The sequence below is a fragment of the Acidiferrobacteraceae bacterium genome, from assembly GCA_037388825.1.
In the GTDB taxonomy this organism is placed as follows: Bacteria; Pseudomonadota; Gammaproteobacteria; order Acidiferrobacterales; family JAJDNE01; genus JARRJV01.
Genome location: JARRJV010000006.1, coordinates 21283 through 40594, shown reverse-complemented (window position 1 = coordinate 40594; position 19312 = coordinate 21283). Strand labels below are relative to the sequence as shown.

The 19312-nt window shown below is 60.8% G+C and carries 25 protein-coding genes; 15 read left to right on the top strand and 10 right to left on the bottom strand.

Features of this window, described 5'->3' with window-relative positions; genetic code table 11:
- The 10 genes from P8X48_02145 to P8X48_02100 all read left to right on the top strand — a co-directional run.
- Positions 1-331: methyltransferase domain-containing protein (locus P8X48_02145; protein ID MEJ2106115.1), on the top strand; the 331-nt coding region annotated here is incomplete at its 5' end.
- Positions 332-483: 152 nt separating this feature from the next.
- A complete protein-coding gene (rarD, locus tag P8X48_02140) occupies positions 484-1407 on the top strand; it encodes an EamA family transporter RarD (protein MEJ2106114.1) in 924 nt (307 codons plus the stop codon).
- Between the two features lie 31 nt (positions 1408-1438).
- Complete coding sequence (locus P8X48_02135; protein MEJ2106113.1) at positions 1439-2308, top strand: SAM-dependent methyltransferase; 870 nt, start codon at positions 1439-1441, stop codon at positions 2306-2308.
- A gap of 121 nt (positions 2309-2429) precedes the next feature.
- Positions 2430-2888 carry a DoxX family protein gene (locus P8X48_02130; GenBank protein MEJ2106112.1) on the top strand — a complete coding sequence of 153 codons (459 nt, stop codon included), beginning with the start codon at positions 2430-2432 and terminating at the stop codon, positions 2886-2888.
- A gap of 254 nt (positions 2889-3142) precedes the next feature.
- The gene (locus P8X48_02125; protein MEJ2106111.1) at positions 3143-3646 is read left to right on the top strand and encodes a hypothetical protein; all 504 of its coding nucleotides are present in this window, start codon (positions 3143-3145) and stop codon (positions 3644-3646) included.
- Positions 3647-3811: 165 nt separating this feature from the next.
- Positions 3812-4681 (top strand): cupin-like domain-containing protein, encoded by an 870-nt coding sequence (locus P8X48_02120; GenBank protein ID MEJ2106110.1) that lies wholly within the window; start codon positions 3812-3814, stop codon positions 4679-4681.
- 133 nt (positions 4682-4814) lie between these two features.
- A complete protein-coding gene (locus tag P8X48_02115) occupies positions 4815-5276 on the top strand; it encodes a DUF2569 domain-containing protein (protein ID MEJ2106109.1) in 462 nt (153 codons plus the stop codon).
- Between the two features lie 33 nt (positions 5277-5309).
- Positions 5310-5981 (top strand): M23 family metallopeptidase, encoded by a 672-nt coding sequence (locus P8X48_02110; GenBank protein MEJ2106108.1) that lies wholly within the window; start codon positions 5310-5312, stop codon positions 5979-5981.
- A gap of 71 nt (positions 5982-6052) precedes the next feature.
- On the top strand, positions 6053-6535 hold the full coding sequence (locus P8X48_02105) for a cupin domain-containing protein (protein ID MEJ2106107.1): 483 nt from the start codon (positions 6053-6055) through the stop codon (positions 6533-6535).
- Positions 6536-6911: 376 nt separating this feature from the next.
- Positions 6912-7742, top strand: a complete 831-nt coding sequence (locus tag P8X48_02100; GenBank protein MEJ2106106.1) for an EAL domain-containing protein — start codon at positions 6912-6914, stop codon at positions 7740-7742.
- A 92-nt stretch (positions 7743-7834) separates the two neighbouring features.
- Here the strand turns inward: P8X48_02100 and P8X48_02095 are convergent, their stop codons facing one another.
- From P8X48_02095 to dksA, 7 genes are all read right to left on the bottom strand, one after another.
- On the bottom strand, positions 7835-8818 hold the full coding sequence (locus P8X48_02095) for a hydrolase (protein ID MEJ2106105.1): 984 nt from the start codon (positions 8816-8818) through the stop codon (positions 7835-7837).
- Positions 8811-9272 (bottom strand): hypothetical protein, encoded by a 462-nt coding sequence (locus tag P8X48_02090; GenBank protein ID MEJ2106104.1) that lies wholly within the window; start codon positions 9270-9272, stop codon positions 8811-8813. Before P8X48_02090 ends, P8X48_02095 begins: the two co-directional genes overlap by 8 nt.
- Positions 9247-10167 carry a tRNA glutamyl-Q(34) synthetase GluQRS gene (gene gluQRS / locus P8X48_02085; GenBank protein MEJ2106103.1) on the bottom strand — a complete coding sequence of 307 codons (921 nt, stop codon included), beginning with the start codon at positions 10165-10167 and terminating at the stop codon, positions 9247-9249. The genes P8X48_02090 and gluQRS overlap by 26 nt, the downstream gene beginning before the upstream one ends.
- Before the next feature lie 9 nt (positions 10168-10176).
- Complete coding sequence (locus P8X48_02080) at positions 10177-11691, bottom strand: diguanylate cyclase (protein MEJ2106102.1); 1515 nt, start codon at positions 11689-11691, stop codon at positions 10177-10179.
- Between the two features lie 56 nt (positions 11692-11747).
- On the bottom strand, positions 11748-11933 hold the full coding sequence (locus tag P8X48_02075) for a hypothetical protein (protein ID MEJ2106101.1): 186 nt from the start codon (positions 11931-11933) through the stop codon (positions 11748-11750).
- A gap of 37 nt (positions 11934-11970) precedes the next feature.
- A complete protein-coding gene (locus P8X48_02070; GenBank protein MEJ2106100.1) occupies positions 11971-13278 on the bottom strand; it encodes a dihydroorotase in 1308 nt (435 codons plus the stop codon).
- An 87-nt stretch (positions 13279-13365) separates the two neighbouring features.
- Positions 13366-13806 (bottom strand): RNA polymerase-binding protein DksA, encoded by a 441-nt coding sequence (dksA, locus tag P8X48_02065; GenBank protein MEJ2106099.1) that lies wholly within the window; start codon positions 13804-13806, stop codon positions 13366-13368.
- A 155-nt stretch (positions 13807-13961) separates the two neighbouring features.
- On the opposite strand from dksA, the gene P8X48_02060 reads away from it, so the two are divergent.
- Positions 13962-14723, top strand: coding sequence for an HAD family hydrolase (locus P8X48_02060; protein MEJ2106098.1), 762 nt, complete (start codon positions 13962-13964; stop codon positions 14721-14723).
- Positions 14713-15888, top strand: a complete 1176-nt coding sequence (locus P8X48_02055; protein ID MEJ2106097.1) for a pyridoxal phosphate-dependent aminotransferase — start codon at positions 14713-14715, stop codon at positions 15886-15888. Before P8X48_02060 ends, P8X48_02055 begins: the two co-directional genes overlap by 11 nt.
- A gap of 19 nt (positions 15889-15907) precedes the next feature.
- Here the strand turns inward: P8X48_02055 and P8X48_02050 are convergent, their stop codons facing one another.
- On the bottom strand, positions 15908-16234 hold the full coding sequence (locus tag P8X48_02050) for a rhodanese-like domain-containing protein (protein MEJ2106096.1): 327 nt from the start codon (positions 16232-16234) through the stop codon (positions 15908-15910).
- Positions 16156-16725 carry a rhodanese-like domain-containing protein gene (locus P8X48_02045; protein ID MEJ2106095.1) on the bottom strand — a complete coding sequence of 190 codons (570 nt, stop codon included), beginning with the start codon at positions 16723-16725 and terminating at the stop codon, positions 16156-16158. Before P8X48_02045 ends, P8X48_02050 begins: the two co-directional genes overlap by 79 nt.
- A gap of 128 nt (positions 16726-16853) precedes the next feature.
- Here P8X48_02045 and queD point away from each other — a divergent pair, with 128 nt between their 5' ends.
- From queD to trmD, 3 genes are read left to right on the top strand one after another with little or no spacing between them, the layout of a single operon-like run.
- Positions 16854-17216, top strand: a complete 363-nt coding sequence (gene queD, locus P8X48_02040) for a 6-carboxytetrahydropterin synthase QueD (GenBank protein MEJ2106094.1) — start codon at positions 16854-16856, stop codon at positions 17214-17216.
- Complete coding sequence (locus P8X48_02035) at positions 17209-17748, top strand: TlpA disulfide reductase family protein (protein MEJ2106093.1); 540 nt, start codon at positions 17209-17211, stop codon at positions 17746-17748. The genes queD and P8X48_02035 overlap by 8 nt, the downstream gene beginning before the upstream one ends.
- Before the next feature lie 23 nt (positions 17749-17771).
- Positions 17772-18521 (top strand): tRNA (guanosine(37)-N1)-methyltransferase TrmD, encoded by a 750-nt coding sequence (trmD, locus tag P8X48_02030; protein MEJ2106092.1) that lies wholly within the window; start codon positions 17772-17774, stop codon positions 18519-18521.
- 12 nt (positions 18522-18533) lie between these two features.
- On the opposite strand, the gene P8X48_02025 is transcribed toward trmD, so the two are convergent.
- The gene (locus P8X48_02025) at positions 18534-19238 is read right to left on the bottom strand and encodes a hypothetical protein (protein MEJ2106091.1); all 705 of its coding nucleotides are present in this window, start codon (positions 19236-19238) and stop codon (positions 18534-18536) included.
- Positions 19239-19312: the final 74 nt, after the last annotated feature.

The following is a 19312-nucleotide window of genomic DNA, read 5'->3' as shown; positions in this document are numbered from 1 at the left end:
CATACTGGAACGCCCGATGGACGCCAAGTTCGATCTCATCGTCAGCGCCAAGGCCATGCACCATGTTCGGGACACCGACAAGCTGGTGCAGCGCTTCGCCGAGCACCTGAAACCTGGTGGCCGCGTGGCCCTGGCGGACCTGGACGAAGAGGACGGCAGCTTTCATCCCGAGGATACCGAAGGGGTCTATCATTCCGGATTCAATCGCGATGCCTTCAGGTCCATTCTTGAAAAGCATGGTTTTCAGGACATCCGTTTCTACGATGCAACGAGTGTGGAAAAGGAACAGGGGCGCTATCCGGTGTTCCTGGCGGTCGCCACCAGGGGTTGATCCGGCTTCCGCGCCTGGCGGTCATACATCGGCGTGCACACCGGATTTATCGGCCGTGGTTTCTTGGTATGATCCGGGGCCTGCCACCGGGCGTGCGGGTATTTGATATTCGCAGCCCGGGTTTCCCACATATCTGAAAGAAGTTTCACGCCATGAAGCCGAAGACTGATCACGGTACGGGCCTGCTGGCGGCCCTGGGCGCATTCGGCATCTGGGGGTTTCTCCCGCTGTACTTCACCCTCATCGGTCCGCAGGTCAACGCCTGGGAGGTTTTGTCCCATCGCATCGTTTGGGCAGCATTGATGCTGGTCCTGATCACGCTACTGAGCGGGCGCTTGCCGCGCCTGATTGCGGTATTCCGCCACAAGAACATGCTGCTGGCGCTTTCGGCGAGCGCCCTGTGTATTGGTACCAACTGGATCGTGTTTATCTGGGCCGTCACCCACGATCATGTGCTCGAAACCAGCCTGGGCTACTACATCACGCCGCTGCTCAATGTGCTCATGGGGCTGCTGTTCCTCGGCGAGCGGCTGCGTCCCCTGCAGTGGCTGTCCGTGGCCCTCGCAGCCGCCGGCGTAGCCATTCTTGTCGGTGCCTATGGATCCATTCCCTGGGTGGCCCTTACCCTGGCGACGGCATTCGGGGTCTACGGACTGATTCGCAAGCAGGTTCCCGTGGACAGCACGACCGGCCTGCTGGTGGAGACCTTGCTGCTGCTTCCCGTGGCACTGGTCCTGCTGGTCGCGCTGTTTGAACATCATCAGATAACATTCCTGCATGCGTCCCTCACCATGGACCTGTTGCTCGTTGGCACGGGCACATTCACCGTGGTGCCCTTGTTGCTGTTCGCGGTCGGTGCGCGTCGTCTGCCACTGACGACCCTGGGACTATTGAACTACATTGCGCCGACCCTGCAGTTTCTGACGGCGGTGCTGCTGTTGCGCGAACGATTTACCCACGCAGATGCAGTCACCTTTGCCTTTATCTGGACCGGGCTCGTCCTGTACAGCGTCGATCTCCTGCGCCGGCGGGGTCGCGCCGAAGCCGATGCTTCGAGAGTGCCCGAGGAAGCCTGACAGGAACAAGATCCCCAGGGAGGGAATTGAAATGAACGACACCCCGATCCGGAATGTGCCGGATACGGCGTTGATGGCCGCGGCCTATCGGGCGGTGGAGACCGACAGGCCGGACGCCCTGTTTCGCGACCCCCTGGCGGCAAGGCTGGCCGGGGAAAGGGGCAGGAAAATCCTCGACGCGCTGCCGAAGAAGGCATTCGTCGGTGGCTGGACCGTAGTGATCCGCACCCGGATCATCGACGACTTCATTCATGACGCCATCGTGGAGGGCGTGGACACGGTCCTGAATCTGGGTGCCGGTCTCGATGCCCGTCCGTATCGAATGGATCTTCCCGCGTCGCTACGCTGGATCGAGGTGGACCAGCCGCAGTTGATCGACTTGAAAGAGGCCGAGCTCGCGACGGAAACGCCGCGATGTCACCTGGAGCGGGTGAAACTCGACCTTTCCGATGTCGACGCAAGACAGTCATTTCTGAAGACGATCGGGCCGGATTCGGGGAAGATTCTCGTGCTGACCGAGGCGGTGACCCCGTATCTCTCCGAGACCGATGTGACCGCCTTGGGGAAGGACCTTCGGGATATCGAGGCTGTGTCGGGCTGGATCGTCGATCACTTTTCACCGGCGTCCTATGAGTACCGCCGCCGAAGCGGGATGAGTCGGGCCATGGCCAATGCCCCGTTCCTGTTTGAACCCGCAGATTACTTCGGTTTCTTTTCCCGGTGTGGCTGGACTGCCAAAGAGGTACGCTATTTCGCGGAAGAGGCTGAGTCCCTGGGTCGACCCGCTCCCTTTCCTATGTTGATCAGGGTATTGATGCGGATCCTGAGAATGTTGGCTTCCCCCGAGCGCCGGCGGGCGATGAAGCGTTACGCGGGGATTGTATTTTTGAAGAAAAGGTGAACAACTGAAAGAACTCGTGGTCACAGCATAAGAAGCCGGTACACGCGCGAGCGACACACAACAGGCGTGGAGTCCGCGGTTGTACGTGTGCCGTCCAAAACAACAACAGGAGACGGATCTTATGCAAGCTGTGACCAGATGGTTGATTCTTTGGCCCGAATCGGTGGCCGCGCATCTACAGGCAATTGCGCCACCGTTCGCGCGCATCGTGACGGGTTGGGTATTCTTGTGGAGCGGTTGGGGCAAGCTCCATAACCTGCCCGCCGTGACCGAGAATTTCATCGAATGGGGCATCCCGTTTCCTCATGTTCTCACGCCGTTTGTAGCGGGTTGGGAGTTTGTCGGTGGAATCCTTTTGATCGCCGGGCTGTTTACACGGATCGCGGCCGGCGGATTGGGCGTGGTCATGATTGTGGCGATTATTTCAGCCCTGTGGCCGCAGGTGGACTCGCTGGAGACACTACTTGGTTTCTATGAGACGACCGCGCTCGCGGTATTTCTGTGGCTCGCAATTGCCGGGGTGTGGTGCAGGCTAAAAGTCCAACCGAGAATACAAGAAAAATCGAGACTGCGAGTCTGAGCAGCATTGGTAATTCCCTCCCGTACTTAGTTTAGTTATCGGCCGAAACCGTGCGGAATACTATATATAGTACATACCGCACGGTTTCGGCATAAATAACGGGAGGTACTTTTACCCGAAGACCAATGCGGCGCAGACTCGCAGTCTCGATTTTTCTTGTATTCTCGGTTGGACTTTTTGCCTGCACCACACCGTACAAGCCTTTCGGTGTCGGTGGCGGCTACAAAGATGAAAAAATTTCCGAGAACAGATACATGGTTTCGTTCTACGGAAATGGCAATACGTCCGGGCAGACGGTCTGGAATTTCTGGATCTACCGCTGCGCGGAGCTGACGCTGGAGCAAGGATACGAGTTCTTCTCCATCGCGCCAGTTCAAAAGAAGTCGTCCATGAATGAGCCCGGGGACGAGCGCCTGGCGAAGTTCACCATGTTGGACCCGAATCTCCTGGCCCAGGGAGACAAGCCCAGGGGCGTACCCGTTTACTACTACACCACCTACTACACGGTTACGACCTATTCCTCGCGGGCCATCGTAACGATGTACAAGAGTCCGGTTCCCAAGCGCACGGGTATTCTGCTGGACGCCAATACAGTGAAGACCATGCTGACACCGTACGTATCATCCAACGCCAAGAACAAGGCCCCGGAAAAGAAGAATCTTCTGATCCGCGCCATGGTCGAGGCGGCGATTCGCTCAAATCGTGTCAATAAGGAAAAGTCCATTCAGCTCGAGAAGGCGCTGCGCCAGAGACTGTAGACCGTGCTGCCGGGCGGTCGGGCCCATGGGCGCGCAATTCCCGACCGTCCGTGTCAGATTTGCTTCCCCGAGAATGCGGGAAGCTTGAGATGGGGCGGGGATTTTCAATAAACTGCATCCTGTTCCCAGACATCGCCGACCAATGCCGGTGGTGAAGTAGAAGGCATGACAATTCCAACGACGGCTGTCGATCGGGTTGGACCCATTGGCAGGGAAGAGTTTCTCCATCGCTACAAGAAACCGGCAAACCCGGTTGTGCTGGAGGCCCTGACTCAGGGGTGGCCGGCACGCGAGAAGTGGTCGGTAGATTACCTCAAGACCGTCGCCGGCGATGTGCCCGTTCCCCTGTACGACAGCCAGCCATCGCGCGACAACAAGCACCAGCATGCCGCCGCGACAACCATGCCCCTGCGGGATTACCTGGACCGCCTGGAAAGCGGTGAACAGGACTTGCGCATGTTCTTTTTCAATCTATTGGCCCAGTCCCCGGAACTGGCAAAGGATTTTGAATTCCCGGACCTGGGCCTGAAGCTGTTCCGCAGACTACCGGTGTTCTTTATGGGCGGAGAGGGCGCCCGGGTGCAAATGCACTTTGATATCGATCTTGCCGATATCCTTCTGTGCCACTTTGGGGGAAGAAAACGGGTTCTTCTGGTTTCACCCGAGCAGACCCGCTACATGTACCACGTACCGTTTTCGTTCAGCAGTCTGTTTGATATCGACTATGAGGATCCGGATTTCGAAAAGTATCCGGCCTTGAAAAGTCTCCATGCCCACACGGTCGAGCTGAAGCACGGGGATGTGCTCTACATTCCACCCGGCTATTGGCATTACATCGCCTACGACGAGATCAGCTTTTCCATGTCCTTGAGGGCATTTCCCCGTCAACCGGCAACGGCGCTGAAGATGGCGCGCAACCTGCTTGTGATTCGCAGCATCGAAGGGTTGATGCGCAAACTGGTCGGCCAACCCTGGAACGACCGGAACGAACGTCAGGCGATCATTCGGACACACAAGAGACTTGGAATCGCCTGATGGCGGGAATGACGACAGGGAGTGAGTCGGGCAGAACCGTGGATTTCCGGCCTGAATAATACGTGATCGCGTCTTTCCGGCGCCGCCGCACAAATGATTCAAGAACGAAGTGTACAAACAAGGGAGGATGGAGATGAGCGAGCAGGAACAGGCATTGCAGGCGGAAGCAGTCGACAAGAATCTCGAGGGCATTGGCGGATGGCTAATTCTTCCGGCCATCGGAATGGTGCTGGGGCCCATTGTTGGCGTGGTGGGGCTGGTGTTCGCCCTGGGACTGTATTCCCGGGTGGCACAGGCAGGTTACGGTGGGGTGTTTGCGGTGGAACTGCTGGTCGGTGCCGCGCTGCTCGCCTTCGCGATCTATGTGGCCGTTCTTTTTTTCCGCAAGCAACGCAAGGCGCCGCGCATGATCATCATTCTCCTGGCGGCTGGCTTGGGTACGGATCTGTTTCTGCTCGTGGTCGAGCTAGCCGCAAGTGCACAAGTGTTTGCCGCCGAAACACTGAAGCAGCTCGTGCGTGACATGATCGGCGCTGCCATCTGGATTCCGTATTTCCGCGTGTCCAAACGGGTCAAGGCCACGTTCGTGAACTGATTGGGACGAAAAGAGGGAATCGGAGGCAAGCACATGGATTTGGAAGCGGGCATCGTGATTTCGCCTCCGCTTGATGGTGAGTGGAGATTTCTGCGTCCCCCCGGTCACCACCCCTTCGCGTTTGATTTCGTCAAGACCGGCGCGAGGAAGAGGGCGCAGCACCCCGGAACGCAGCTGAAGTTCTATCTTTCCCGGGTAGCCTCGCGTGACTTCTACTGCTGGGACGAGCCCGTGCGCGCGCCGCTCGATGGCACGGTAATCCGCGTTGGATCCGGCTGGCCGGACCATGAGTATGCAAATTTGTGGAACATGATCCGCCTTTGGTACAACGCGACCTATCGTTTCCGCCCGCAAATGGGCGAGGGGCGGCTGGATATCCGCCCGAACGCAGGTAATCATGTAATGATTCAGGCACGGGAAGGGCACGTCGTATTTCTGGCACACCTGCGCAACGGGTCCATTGTCGTATCGGAAGGGCAGGAAGTGCATCGTCGAGAGGTCGTGGGCCGGGTAGGAAGTTCGGGGAACTCGACCATGCCTCACCTGCATATGAATCTTTTTGATCAAATGGACGATCCGTATCGCGCAAAAGTCGTGCCATTCGTGTTTGACAGCTTTCAGTCCCGGGACAGCAAAGGGCAGTGGGTCGAAGAGTCGGACTGCGTTCCGATGGTCGGGACTCATATTCGTTTTCACAGCCGGTAAAGACTGGCGGCTTGACGAGCGGGAGGTGCGGTATCACTCTACGTGTCCCGACACGCGGCAGGAGTACACTTTTGAAAGACAAGCATCTTCCGATCGCCATCCAGGCAGAGGAGGTACCCCCGCGCACGAAACCATCGCTCTACCCGAAACCTTTCGCGGCACGTGTGGACGGCAGGGTGAAGCGTGCCCTGGGCGATCTGTTCGGCCTCCGGAACTTTGGCGTGAACCTCACCCGCCTGACCCCGGGTTCAATATCGGCGCTGCGCCACGCCCATACGCGGCAGGACGAATTCATCTTTGTATTGCAGGGCGAGCCAACGCTGTATACGGACCAGGGACCGACCCGGCTGGTCCCGGGAATGTGCGCGGGATTTCCGGCCGGCACAGGAGATGCCCATCATCTGGTGAATGAATCGGATGACGATGTGCTGTATCTCGAAGTAGGCGACCGGACGTTGGGTGATGCAGCGGTTTATCCCGACGACGATCTGGCAGCGGCGCTGGTGGACGAAGAATGGAAATTCACCCACAAGGACGGCACGCCTTACCCCTGATTTCGCGGTTTCGTTGCCCCATTTCCAGCCCGGCTGCCACGGGGCGGCGGAAAAAGTGAGACAAACCGCGCACTTAGGGGCCGGGCCGGCTGCGCGCAACCCGCGCAATCAGCGTCTATACTCCCTACAGGCTCTGACGACGGGTTTCGGGGCAGATTTCGGGATCACGCGCCAAGGCCCTATAATCGCACTTTTGGCGCTCGAGTCGTGACGCCGAAACGCGAAGAGGGGTGGTCGTGCGTTTCCCGCAGCAGCGATGGACAAGACAAAATAGAGATTTTCGGGGATAGAGATAAGAACGAGGCACAGCGGGAATTCGGCGCACGAGAATGCACTCACCATGAATTTGATTCCGACGCGTACTAATCTGGATAAAATGGCTACCAGCGCTACCACGATACAACTGGAAGCGAAGCTCGAGCAGGCGCTTGAGCGCAATGAATTTCGCCTTGAATATCAACCACAGATCGACATCGACAACGGCGCCGTGGCCGGCTTCGAAGCCCTGCTTCGTTGGCAGCCGAAGGGCGCACACGATGTATCGCCGTGGGAGTTTATCCCCTTGCTGGAAAGCAGTGGCCTGATCAATCGCGTGGGCGCCTGGATCATCGACACCGCGTGCGCCCATTGGCGGGAGTGGACGGAACGGAGGCTCGTATCTCCCGAAGCGCGCCTGGGGATCAATGTTTCGGCCTGCCAGTTTGCCGAAGGCAACCTGGTTCAGTTGCTGGAAGAAGCCCTGCGGAAGTACAACCTCGACCCAGCGAGCATCGAAATAGAGCTGACCGAGAGTGCGGTCATGCTGGATACTCATCGCACCCGCAAGGCCCTGCGGCAGATCCGGCGTCTGGGTATCGGGCTTTCCATGGACGACTTTGGAACCGGTTACGCCACCATGGCCTATCTCCGCCGTTTCCGTTTCGACACTCTCAAGATTGATCGATCCTTCATTCAGCGTATCCGCACCAAAAAGAAAGACCTCGCCATTGCCATGTCCATGATCCAGCTGGCCCACATACTCGAACTGCGAACCGTGGTCGAGGGCGTGGAAACGCCGGAGCAGCTCGCCAGTCTGCGTCGTATGGGCTGCGGCGTCGCCCAGGGACACTATTTCGCAAGACCGCTGCCCGCCGGGGACATTCCCGACTTTCTGCGGGACTGGCGCGGCATCGACGGGATACCCCTTGCATTAGCCGCCAGCCGCTAGACTTCACCCACGCGCCGGAAGTGCCGGCCCGCTATAATCCCTCCAAGTCCATCCGGCCTCTGGGGCAGGGATCTTCCGCTGCCTGACCGGCCCTAGAGGCGCTGCCGCAAATAATCGATGATCCGGCGCTCCAGCCAGTAGCGCGGATGCCAGGGGGTACCGCCCTCGATGAATCCGACGTGACCACCCCCCTCGGTCAGTTCCAGCTGCACCCCGGGTCCGAGTTCTTCTTCTTGCGGAATCACCTCGGGAACCATGAACGGATCGTCGCGCGCATGCAGGATCAGGGTCGGGATCTTGATGTGGCCGACGAACGGGCGCGAACTTGACGCCTGGTAGTAGCGGCGTGCGTTCTCGAAGCCATGCAGGGGGGCGGTGACCGCGTCGTCGAACTCCCAGAACGAATGGAGTTTCGGCACTCTCGTCATGTCGATTCGGCCAGCGAGCAAACTCCGCTTCGAAAGCGTGTTCTTCACCAGTGAGCGGACGAGGTGTGCCTGGTAGACGCGGGCGAAGCCATGATTCATGTGATCCGCGAGGCGATCCAGCATGAAGGGCACCGAGATCGCGACCGCGGCGGTGACCGCGGCATGATCGCCATTCTCGCCCAGCCACTTTAGCAATACGTTTCCGCCCAGGGAGTAGCCAACGACGGCCAGGGGCGTGCGCCCGTCGCGCTTGCGCAGCACCTCCACGACATAGGCCAGGTCGCCGGTTTCGCCGGAGTGGTAGCGGCGCGGCAGGCGATTGGGTTCGCCGCTGCAGCCGCGGAAGTGCATGAGCACCCCTTGCCAGCCGGCATCATCGATCGCGCGCAGGACGCGGCGTGCATAGTGGGATTCCACCGAACCTTCGAGTCCATGCAGGACCAGGACGCGGGGGCCGTTTCCACGCGGGGTCCAGTCCAGGTCCAGGAAGTCTCCATCGGGCAGCTCCAGACGCTCACGCCGAAGCGGCGGCAGTGGCTGCTTGCTCAGAAGGGGCAGGAGGGTTTGCAGGTGGCGGTTGCGGCACCACCAGGCGGGTTGAAATCCGGGGACTTCCGGCGCGGGTGGAACGGATGGCGCTTCAGGCATATTCCTGGGGCTGCGGCCAAAGGCGCTGCCACCAGCGGCGACGGTTGCCGGCCAGGGGCCCGGTACCGGGAAGTTCCACCGGCGGGATCAGGGACAGAATCCAGCCGGGGGCGGGCGGGTTGTCGCTGAAACCACAGGCGACTCCCAGGTTGTTCGGATCAAAGATCTTGATGTAGGTCGGGTCGGAGACATCGTCCACGTATACGATACCGCAGTAGTCTTCCTCGTGCTCATGGTGGAGCAGGGCGTCGACTTCGGTAATAAAAGAATTCACTTCGTCGGCGCTGCGGGTGAAGTTGGGGACCGGTTCGCCCACGGCATAGATGTACCAGCCCGCGCCCGCCTTCGCGCGCAAGGTCTGCCAGAAACTGTCCAGTTGTTCCCAGCGGAGAATGCCGCTGAAATGGCCGCGAAAGCGGCGCAGGAATTCAGGTGTCTCGGTCTTGCGCTTCATGGTCGGTTGTCCCTTGCCTGACGGTCTGCGGTTCCACGGGGATTTGCCGACGATCCCAACGGCTTGTGGCGAATTCAAGAATTTCTCCCGCTGATGCCCCGCGCAGTTCCGGGGATGTCTCCTGTCCCAAATACTGCAGGGCATCACAGAGTACATGGTTTGCGCGCCGGATGTCGACCGCCTGCGCGCCGGACTGCTTGCTTAGTTTCTGGCCCGAGGGATCCACGACAAGGGGCAGGTGCAGGTAGGCAGGCGTGGCAATGTTAAGAAATCGTTGAAGGAAGATTTGGCGCCCTGTGGAATCCATCAGGTCCGCGCCCCGAACCACATCGGTGACGCCCTGATTGGCGTCGTCGACCACCACGGCCAGCTGATAACTGTACAGACCGTCGCGACGGCGAAGGACGAAGTCTCCGATTTCGCTTTCCACCCTTTGTTGCCTGGTTCCACGGACCGCGTCTTGGAACTCGATCAAACGGTCATCAGTGCGCAAGCGGATGGCGGCGTCGTGGGGGTCATGGTGTGCGTATCGGCAGGTGCCGGGATAGCGGGGGCCGTCGATTCCGGGTAGCCCCAGGTCGGCGATCTCCTTGCGAGAACAGGTGCAGAAGTAGATGTGATCCTGGGCCGACAGTTCCGCCAGGGCCTCTTCGTACAGTGGGCCACGGCGGCTTTGATACACCACCGGCCCGTCCCACTGGAAACCAAGGGCCTCAAGGGTGCGCAGGATATCGTCCGCCGCGCCTGCCTGTTCCCGTGGCGGATCCAGGTCTTCCATGCGCACCAGCCATTCGCCGCCGGCGGAGCGGGCATCGAGGTAGCTGCCCAGGGCGGCGACCAGGGAACCAAGGTGCAGGGGTCCGGTAGGAGAGGGGGCAAAACGGCCGCGCATCATTGGCGGTGGCTATTGATCCCGGGTCTGTTCCTGCAACTTGCTACGGATGAGTGCAGTCGCAAAGGCAATACCGATATCGAGTTTTTCGTCGCCCAGCTCCAGCAGGGGAAGGACGCGAAGAATCAGGTGAGCAAGGTGCGGTTCCACGGCGCCGGTCTCGCCATTGGCCAGCAGCGCCACGGCCCGTTCCAGATCCAATCCGTTTCCCCTGGAAGCGGCAACCGCCGCTGTGGTGGAAGCCTCTTCGTCCGGGACCGGTTCATCCAGGGACAGCACGTCTTCGGTGTCCATGGACAGGGACTCATCCAGGGTGAAGTCAAGATCCGGTTCCGCTGTTGCTTCCGCAGGACCCTTGTCGTCCAGAACAAGCTCATCCGGCAAGGTGATACCGGAATCACTCGTTTGCACCGGTGCGGTCTCGTCAGATTCGATTTCAAGCTCCGGTTCTGCCGTGGTGTCGGCCAGCACGTCGTCCAGGACAAGGTCTTCGGTCACCGCTGTTCCCGGTTCGGATTCGGTTTGGGTGTCGGCCTCTGGCGCGGAAACCGGCACTTTCGTGGCGGCGAGTTCTCCGCCGGTGGCTACGATGGTGTTGCCGCCACCCAATCGCGCCTGTTTGACGCGGGTCTCGGCAAGCTCGAGCAGTTGCTCGATCTCCAGGCTGTTGTCCTCGCTCAGGTTCGAGATACCAATGCTGGCAGTAATGCTCAGCGGGTCCGTCGGGTCGCCACCGGTATACTTGGCAGAATTCACTACCTGGAGCAGGCGCTTGGCCAGGGTCTGCGCGGCATCGGGTCCGGTGGACGGGGCGAGAAGCGCGAATTCGGCGCCGCCTACACGGGCGACCGTGTCCTCGGTACGGGCCTCTCTCTGCAGGATGCCGGCAACCCAGACGAGGATCTGGTCCGAACCCTCGTCGCCGAATTCGCGATAGATCTGCTTGAACTTGTCGATGTTCACACGGAACAGCGCGAGGTCCTGGCTGCGGCGGCGCGCATAAGCGACGTCCTGGGTGCCGCGTTGCAGAAAATAGCGACGACTGCAGAGCCGGGTGAGCGGATCAAGCGTGGATTCTTCCTTCAGGGTTTTCCTGGTCTCGACCAGGGTACGTGCGGTCATGCGCGAACGCACCTGGGCCTGTGCGCGTGGCAGCAACTGGGTAGCATCCACCGGTTTGGTGACGAAATCCGTGGCGCCACGATCCAGGGCCGCGCGGCGGGTCGCCTCGTCGTCGGCACCGGTAATGACGATCACCGGAATCTCGCGCAGGTCGGTGGAGGCGGAACGGATGCGCTGCAGGAGTTCGTAGCCATCCAGGCGCGGCATCTCGATGTCGGAGATGACCAGTTGCACCTGATCGTCGGCGTTGAGCATTTCCCATCCCTGTTCGCCGTCCTCGGCCTCGAGAAGGGTGAACTCGTCCTTGAGGATGCGCGAGATCGCCTTGCGCATGACGCGCGAATCGTCGATGAGAAGGACTGTGGCGCCAGTGGTGGACGCGCCGGATTTGATTTCCTGGGTCATGGTCGGGCCGCTTTTTTGACCTAGTATAGCCCGCGAGGCCCGGTCTGCCGGGCAAATCAGCTCTGGAACAGGGCGAACAGGGCAAAACCGGGGTATGTCCGGTATACCGCAGAGGGCGCCATAGTTTCCGGGTTGATGAATTCCAGCAAGAAATCGATTGCCAAATAGGCGCTTATCGTCGATATGCCCCATCCCAGGGCCATCGTCCCCAGGCGCATGGGCGCCGGCGGGCGTTGGCCCACCAGGACACGATTCTGTTTGCCGTTGAACCGACGGGAATCAGGAAAATTCCAATGCCTTGCCGAGAACTCCGTCGCGAATGGAATCGTGGTCAAAGACCACGCGGCCATTCACGATAGTGTACACCGGCCAGCCGGTGAGTTCGCGGCCGGCGTAGGGGCTCCAGCCGCTGCGCGAGAAGACTTCCTCGTTGCGCACCGGCCGGGTGTGGTCCAGGTCGACCAGCGTGAGATCCGCGTCCCATCCCTCGAGCACCTTGCCCTTGTTGGTGATGCGGTAGGCCTCGGCGGGGCCGTAGCACATCCAGCGCTGTATCTCGGCGAGGCTACAATGGCCCCTTTGCATCTCCGTTAACATCAACGGCAGGGAGGTCTCCACCCCGGGCATGCCCGAGGGGGTCCGGGGATAGGGCACGCGCTTCTCTTCCAGCGTGTGCGGCGCGTGGTCCGTGGCGATGAAGTCGATGATGCCATCGTGCAGCCCCGCCCACAGCGCCTCGTTGTCTTCCGGCTTTCGAATCGGGGGATTCATCTGCACCAGGCCGCCCAGCTTTTCGTAGTCGGCAACATTCAGCAACAGGTGATTCGGAACCGCTTCCGCCGTGACCCAGGCCGGCTTGTGGCGGCGCAGCAGGTCCACCTCCTCGTGGGTGGACAGGTGCAGGATGTGCAGGCGGCGCTGGTATTTCGTCGACAGTTCCAGCGCCAGTTCCGTGGCCAGCAGGGCGCACTGGTTGTCGCGGATCTCGGAATGCACGGCGGGGTCGGTGCGGCCGGCGAACTGCTTCATGCGTTCATTGATGCGCGCCTCATCCTCGGCGTGTACCGCGATCAGGCGATCGCCATTGGCAAAAATACGGTCCAGGTCCTCGCGGCGGTTGACCAGCAGGGTTCCGGTACTCGATCCCATGAAGATCTTGATGCCGCACACCGGATGGACGGTATTGAGGGCTTCGAGGTTGTCGGGCGTGGCGCCGATGAAGAATCCATAGTTGGCGACGGACTTCTGCGATGCCAGCCTGAGTTTGGTATCCAGCGCTGCCTGATCGGTGGTCGGGGGCTGGGTGTTGGGCATTTCCAGGAAACTGGTGACGCCACCACGGACGGCTGCCCGGGATCCGCTGCCCAGGTCTTCCTTGTATTCCTTGCCAGGTTCGCGAAAGTGGACCTGTGGATCCATGACACCGGGAAGCAGCAGCTTGCCGGAGGCATCAATGGTTTCATCGGCCTCGACATCGATGCTGGCGTCGATGCGATCAATGTGCGCGTCGCGACACAGCAGGTCGCTTTCGATGACGCTGCCGTCGGGCTGGGCGATACGGGCATTGACGATGCGCAGGCTGCTCAAGATTCAGTCTCCGTAGAAATGAAAAAGGGGACAGCGTCCCCTTTTTCGTCATGATGCCAGTGTACTGCTTCGGTCGCCACTTTGGCCCTAGCTCATCTGCTTTTCACGGATCTCGTCCAGGGTCTTGCAATCGATGCACAGCTCGGCGGTGGGCCGGGCCTCCAGTCGGCTGATCCCGATTTCCTCGCCGCAGCTCTCGCAGTATCCGTAGTCGCCGGACTCCAGACGCTCCAGGGCCTCGTTGATCTTCTTGATCAGCTTGCCCTCGCGGTCGCGGCTGCGCAGCTCCAGGGAGATATCGGTTTCCCGGCTCGCGCGGTCGTTGGGATCGGCCTCGGTGGAGGGTCCATCCATCATCTGGTGAATGGTCTTGTTGATCTCGTCCTCGAGCTCACCCTTCCATGCCAGCAGCACGGTGCGGAAGTGCTCCTGCTGCTTCTTGTTCATGTACTTTTCGCCCTTTTTCGCCTGGTAGGGCTTGATCCCTCCAACCAGCGTTTCCGGTTCCTTCTTCTTCCTAGCGGGCATGCGTGTACTCCTGCGATAATCAGAGCCCGGGTGGGCGTAAAATTGGCGCGAATTTGTACCAGAAAGGGTAGGCCCGCGCAACAGACTTCCTTCCCGGGGCGGGCCCGGCCGACGGGTGGAACGAGCCATAAAACAGGTATTTGCAGGAACTTTGTATGGAATTTGAGGCATTGATATTTGACGTTGACGGGACCCTGGCCGATACCGAACGGGACGGGCACCGGGTGGCGTTCAACCGGGCCTTCCGCGACGCGGGACTGGACTGGGATTGGGGCGTGGATCTCTATGGGAAGCTGCTGGCAGTCACCGGCGGCAAGGAGCGCATGCGCTACTACGTCGACCACTTCCGGCCGGACTATGAGCGCCCGGCCGATTTCGATGAGCTCGTGCGCTCCCTGCACGAAGCCAAGACCGGGCACTACACGGCACTGATGGAGCAGGGCGACATCCCCTTGCGCCCCGGGGTTCGGCGCCTGCTCGAGGAGGCGCGGCGGCAGGGCACGCGGCTGGCCATTGCCACGACCACCACGCCGGCCAATGTGACCGCGCTGCTGGGGGCGACCCTGGGTCCGGACGGCGAGGAGTGGTTCGAGGTCATCGGGGCCGGCGATGTGGTTCCGGAGAAGAAGCCGGCGCCGGACATCTATGACTACGTGCTGGAGAAGATGGGACTCTCGGCCGATGCCTGTATCGCCTTCGAGGATTCGGAAAACGGGATCCGTTCGTCCACCGCGGCCGGACTGCCCACGGTGGTCACGGTAAACGAGTACACACGTGAGCATGAATTCGCGGGTGCGCTGCTCGTGCTCGACAAGCTGGGCGAACCGGACGCCCCGTTTCACGTGCTGTCGGGCGCGTCGGTCAACGGTTCGCGCTATCTCGATCTCGACCTGTTGCGGCGCCTGCATGGCGGATAGACCGGTCCATCTTGCAGCGCGCCTGGGGGAGATTCAGCCCTTTCGCGTGATGGAGATCCTGGGCAAGGCGCGCGCCATGGAGGCGGCGGGCCGCCCCGTCATTCACATGGAGATCGGCGAGCCCGACTTCCCGACCCCCGATGGCATCGTGCGTGCCGGCATTGTCGCCCTGGAGCAGGGGCACACCCACTACACGCCAGCCCTGGGTCTGCCGGAATTGCGACAGGCGATCGCCGACCATTATCCCGCGGAGGCGCGACCCGATCCTTCGCGCGTGGTCGTGACACCGGGAGGTTCCGGGGCGTTGCAGTTGATTCTCGCCGCGCTGCTCAACCCCGGGGACGAGCTGTTGATCGCCGATCCTGGCTATCCCTGCCACCGTCACTTTGCCCGCCTGTTTGAGGGCCGCGCGGTTTCCGTGCCGGTGGATGCAGGCAGCGGATTTCAACTCAGCGCGCAATCCATCCGTGAACACTGGACGCCGCGTACGGTCGCGGCCCTGGTGGTGTCGCCGTCCAATCCGACTGGCACAGTGATCGCGGACGAGGAACTGGGTGCGATCGTCGAAACGGTGCGCGAGTTGGGCGGCCGACTGATTGTCGATGAGATCTACCATGGCCTTACCTACGGCACGCGGGTACGCAGCGTGTTGGCCCATGCGGACGATGTGTTCGTGGTGAACAGTTTTTCAAAATATTACGGAATGACCGGCTGGCGACTTGGTTGGCTGGTGGCGCCGGAGGAATACATCGACGGGATCGAACGGCTGGCACAGAACATCTTCATTGCCGCCGCGACGCCGGCGCAGTACGCGGCCCTGCATGCCTTTGACCAAGACGTCATTGCCGAGCTGGAGCACCGAAGGGAGATTTTCCGCGAGCGACGCGACTACCTGGTCCCGGCCCTGCAGGACCTTGGTTTCCGGATTCCCGTGGTACCGGAAGGTGCGTTCTACATCTATGCAGACTGCAGTGAGTTTGGACGGGACAGCGAGACATTGGTGGGCGAGATCCTGGAGCAGACTGCGGTTGCTCTCACACCGGGTAGCGATTTCGGGAGTTTCGAATCCGGCCGATATTTGCGTGTTTCCTACGCCACGGACCTGGAACGACTGCATGAGGCCGTGGACCGCTTGCGGGCGTGGCTGTCGCAGGCGTCCGCCTGAATCTCCATTCCCGTCGGGTTCACGATTCCACCGGGGTGTCGCTGCGGTTCCCCCAGTCGGACCAGGAACCGGGATAGCCGCGTACCCGCGTGTAGCCCAGCCATTGCAGCAGAATGAAGGTATGGGCCGAGCGGTGGTGGGTCTGGCAATAGACGATGATTTCCTTGTCCGGCGTGATGCCCAGTTCGGCGAAGCGGGAGCGCAGTTCGTCGGCATCCTTCAGGCGTCGTTGCCGGTTCGGGTCCATGGCATCGGTCCAGTTGAAGTTCACCGCGCCGGGGATATGTCCGACCTGTTGCGCCAGTTTTTTCTCGCCCCGGTATTCCTCCGGCGTGCGTGCATCCACCAGGGCCGTGTCCGGATCCTTGAGATGAGCAGGATGTATTCGTGGTCCGCGACGACCTTGTCGTCATAGCGCACGGGATAGTCCTGCGGCGTCACCTTGGGAACGGCGGTGTCCAGGGGCAGGGACTCCGCCGCCCAGGCCTGAATCCCGCCATCGAGCAGGGCCATGCGCCGGTGGCCAATCGCCTGCAGCGTCCACAGCAGGCGCGCCGCGCGGCCGCCCCCCTCATCGTCGTAGGCAACCACCGTGGTTTCCGGGGAGATGCCCGCGTTTCCCAATACCCGCGAAAGGTCACCGGCCTCGGGCAGCAGGCCGCCGACCGGTTTGTCCGCGCGCACCACCTGGCTGTAGTCCAGATGCACTGCGCCGGGGATGTGGGCCTGAACATAGATCTCGGTTTTGCACAGGTCGACGACTCGCACGTCCGGGTCGGCGCGCAGGGCATCGAGTTCGGCCGGGGACAAGACAAGCGGAAGTGTATGGTCGGGCATGTTCTTGCTGTTCTTGGGTGCGAAGCGCGTGGATTCTACCGGCTTCGTCGGCGGGAATGAAACCTGGCCCGTGGCACCCCGGCAAACGAAACAGTACACTGTTCCCCCTTTTTCGGCCCGGGTGACCAGTGGACATCTTCAAGCGTTTCACCATCGAGGCGGCACATCGCCTGCCCAATCTACCACCGGAACATAAGTGCACACGTCTGCACGGACATTCCTTTCGCATCGAAATCCATGTTTCCGGTCCGGTGACCCAACCGCAGGGCTGGGTCCAGGACTTTGGTGACATCGCTGCCGCATTCCGGCCGATCTACGATCAACTGGACCACTATTACCTCAACGAGATCGAAGGCCTGGAGAACCCGACCAGCGAAAATCTGGCGCGTTGGATCTGGAAGCGTCTGAAACCGGACTTGCCGGCCCTGAGCCGGATCGTCATTCGCGAGACCTGCACGGCGGGATGCATCTATGCCGGTGAAGATGAGTAAGCTGTTGCGCCGCCGCTTCGCGCTATTGTTGATCGCGGCGTTTTCCATGGGCGCCCTGCATGTCCGCGTGACGTTTGCGGAAAACCGCTTGCCACCCGGTCTCATCGCACTGAAGCCGCGGCCGGCCCCGGCCCTGCACCTGGCGAACATGGACGGGAAGGTTTTTGATCTGCGCGATCTGCGCGGTCACTGGGTGATGGTCCACTTCTGGGCCACCTGGTGCGCACCCTGCCGCCGCGAGATGCCGACCATCCAGGCCATGCAGGAAAAGCTGGTTCCCAAATACCTGCGTCTGCTGGTGGTCAATACGTCAGAGACCGATGACGACGTGTTTTTGTTTCTCGGTGGTATCGGGTCCGAGCTGAATCCGCTTATGGATCGTGACGGAACGGTCACGGATCGATGGCAGCCCCGGGGCCTGCCATCGACATACCTGGTCGACCCCCGCGGCCGACTGCGCTATCTGGCGCTCGGGGGCCGGCGATGGGACAGCGAGGCCTATCTTCATTTCCTCACGCATCTCCCGCGCTAGGCGCCGGGCAAAGGGACCACGCCGTGGATATCGATGTCGTTACCCTGTTTCCGGACATGCTGTCCGCGATCACCGACTTCGGCGTCACGTCCCGTGCCGTTCGCAATGGTCTGGTCCGGATCTCTACCTGGAACCCGCGCGACTACACCGAGGACAGGCATCGCACCGTCGATGATCGACCCTATGGTGGTGGTCCGGGAATGGTCATGATGCCCGGCCCCCTGTCGTTGGCGATTCGCGCCGCACGTGCGGCCCGTCCATCCGGCGTACCGGTCATCTATCTGTCACCCCAGGGGAAAAGGGTTCACCACGACATGATCGTTCAGCTTGCACGTGGCCCGGGCGCAATTCTGGTAGCGGGGCGCTACGAAGGTGTCGACGAGCGGGTACTGGAGTCCGATGTGGATGAAGAGTGGTCCATCGGGGACTATGTTCTTTCCGGCGGCGAACTGCCGGCCATGGTCCTCATCGATGCCCTTGCGCGCCAGATTCCGGGCGTACTTGGCGACGAGGATTCAGCCAAGGAGGATTCCTTCGTGGAGGGGCTGCTCGATTGTCCACACTACACGCGACCGGAAGTATTCGAAGGTACCCAGGTACCGCAGGTCCTGTTGTCGGGAGACCACGCGGCGATTCGACGATGGCGACTGAAACAGTCTCTGGGCCGAACATGGGAACGGAGACCCGATCTGCTGCAAGAGGGCTCCCTGACCGACGAACAACAGGAGCTGTTGCGCGAGTACCGGCGGGAACGTGGAGAGAAAGACGTCTGAGTGACGTTGCGACTAGTGCAGGATGCCGCTGGTGCCGATGTGTTCGCCATGAAATACGGCAACACCGCTGACGCGTTTGTACCCCATGAGCAGGGACAGCTTGTGGATCAGCATCTTCCAGTCCATGCTGCTGACGCGTTCGCGCAATACATCATTGATCTCGGTATTGATGCGACGGCGTTCGCGGTCGAGCAAGGGAAGGGAACGGAATTGGTCAAGGCTTCCGTAGCTGGCAATCAGCGTCGCGGCCTCCACGGCCCATCCCGGTTGTTTCTGGACGAACCAGTAGGCCGCCAGTCCACCCACCAGCGTCATCGCTGCGACTCCGTAGTTCAGTGAGCGGCGGCGGGCGATTCGAACCTCTTCCTGCTGAATGCGCAGCGCGTTCTCGGCATCCCGTGAGATAATGCTGTGCCGATAGTGCAGGCCACGCAGCATGACCAGGATGGCGAGCAGCCGTTCGGCGTGACGCTTGCTTTCCAGACCGAAGGAGTCGACCGCCGAGTACAGCGCCTCGCGGAAATCACGATAGTCCGGTGTGAGCACCGGTTCCGGTGCGTGGTCCACTGCGTCGTTCAGGACAGCCCGGAGCTCCAGTACGTCGGAGACCTCGATGGGAAACCGCAAGGACGAGACAAGGCGATAGAAACGCGGAAAGTTGCGCGGCGTCAGTGCGTCGTCCATCCACCGGTAAATGTTGGTATTGCCCCTGGCCATTGCCGATCGGTTCTTGTTCTGTGCAGGTTGAAAGGAAAAAGGTGATGTCCCACTAAATATATAGCAGAAATATT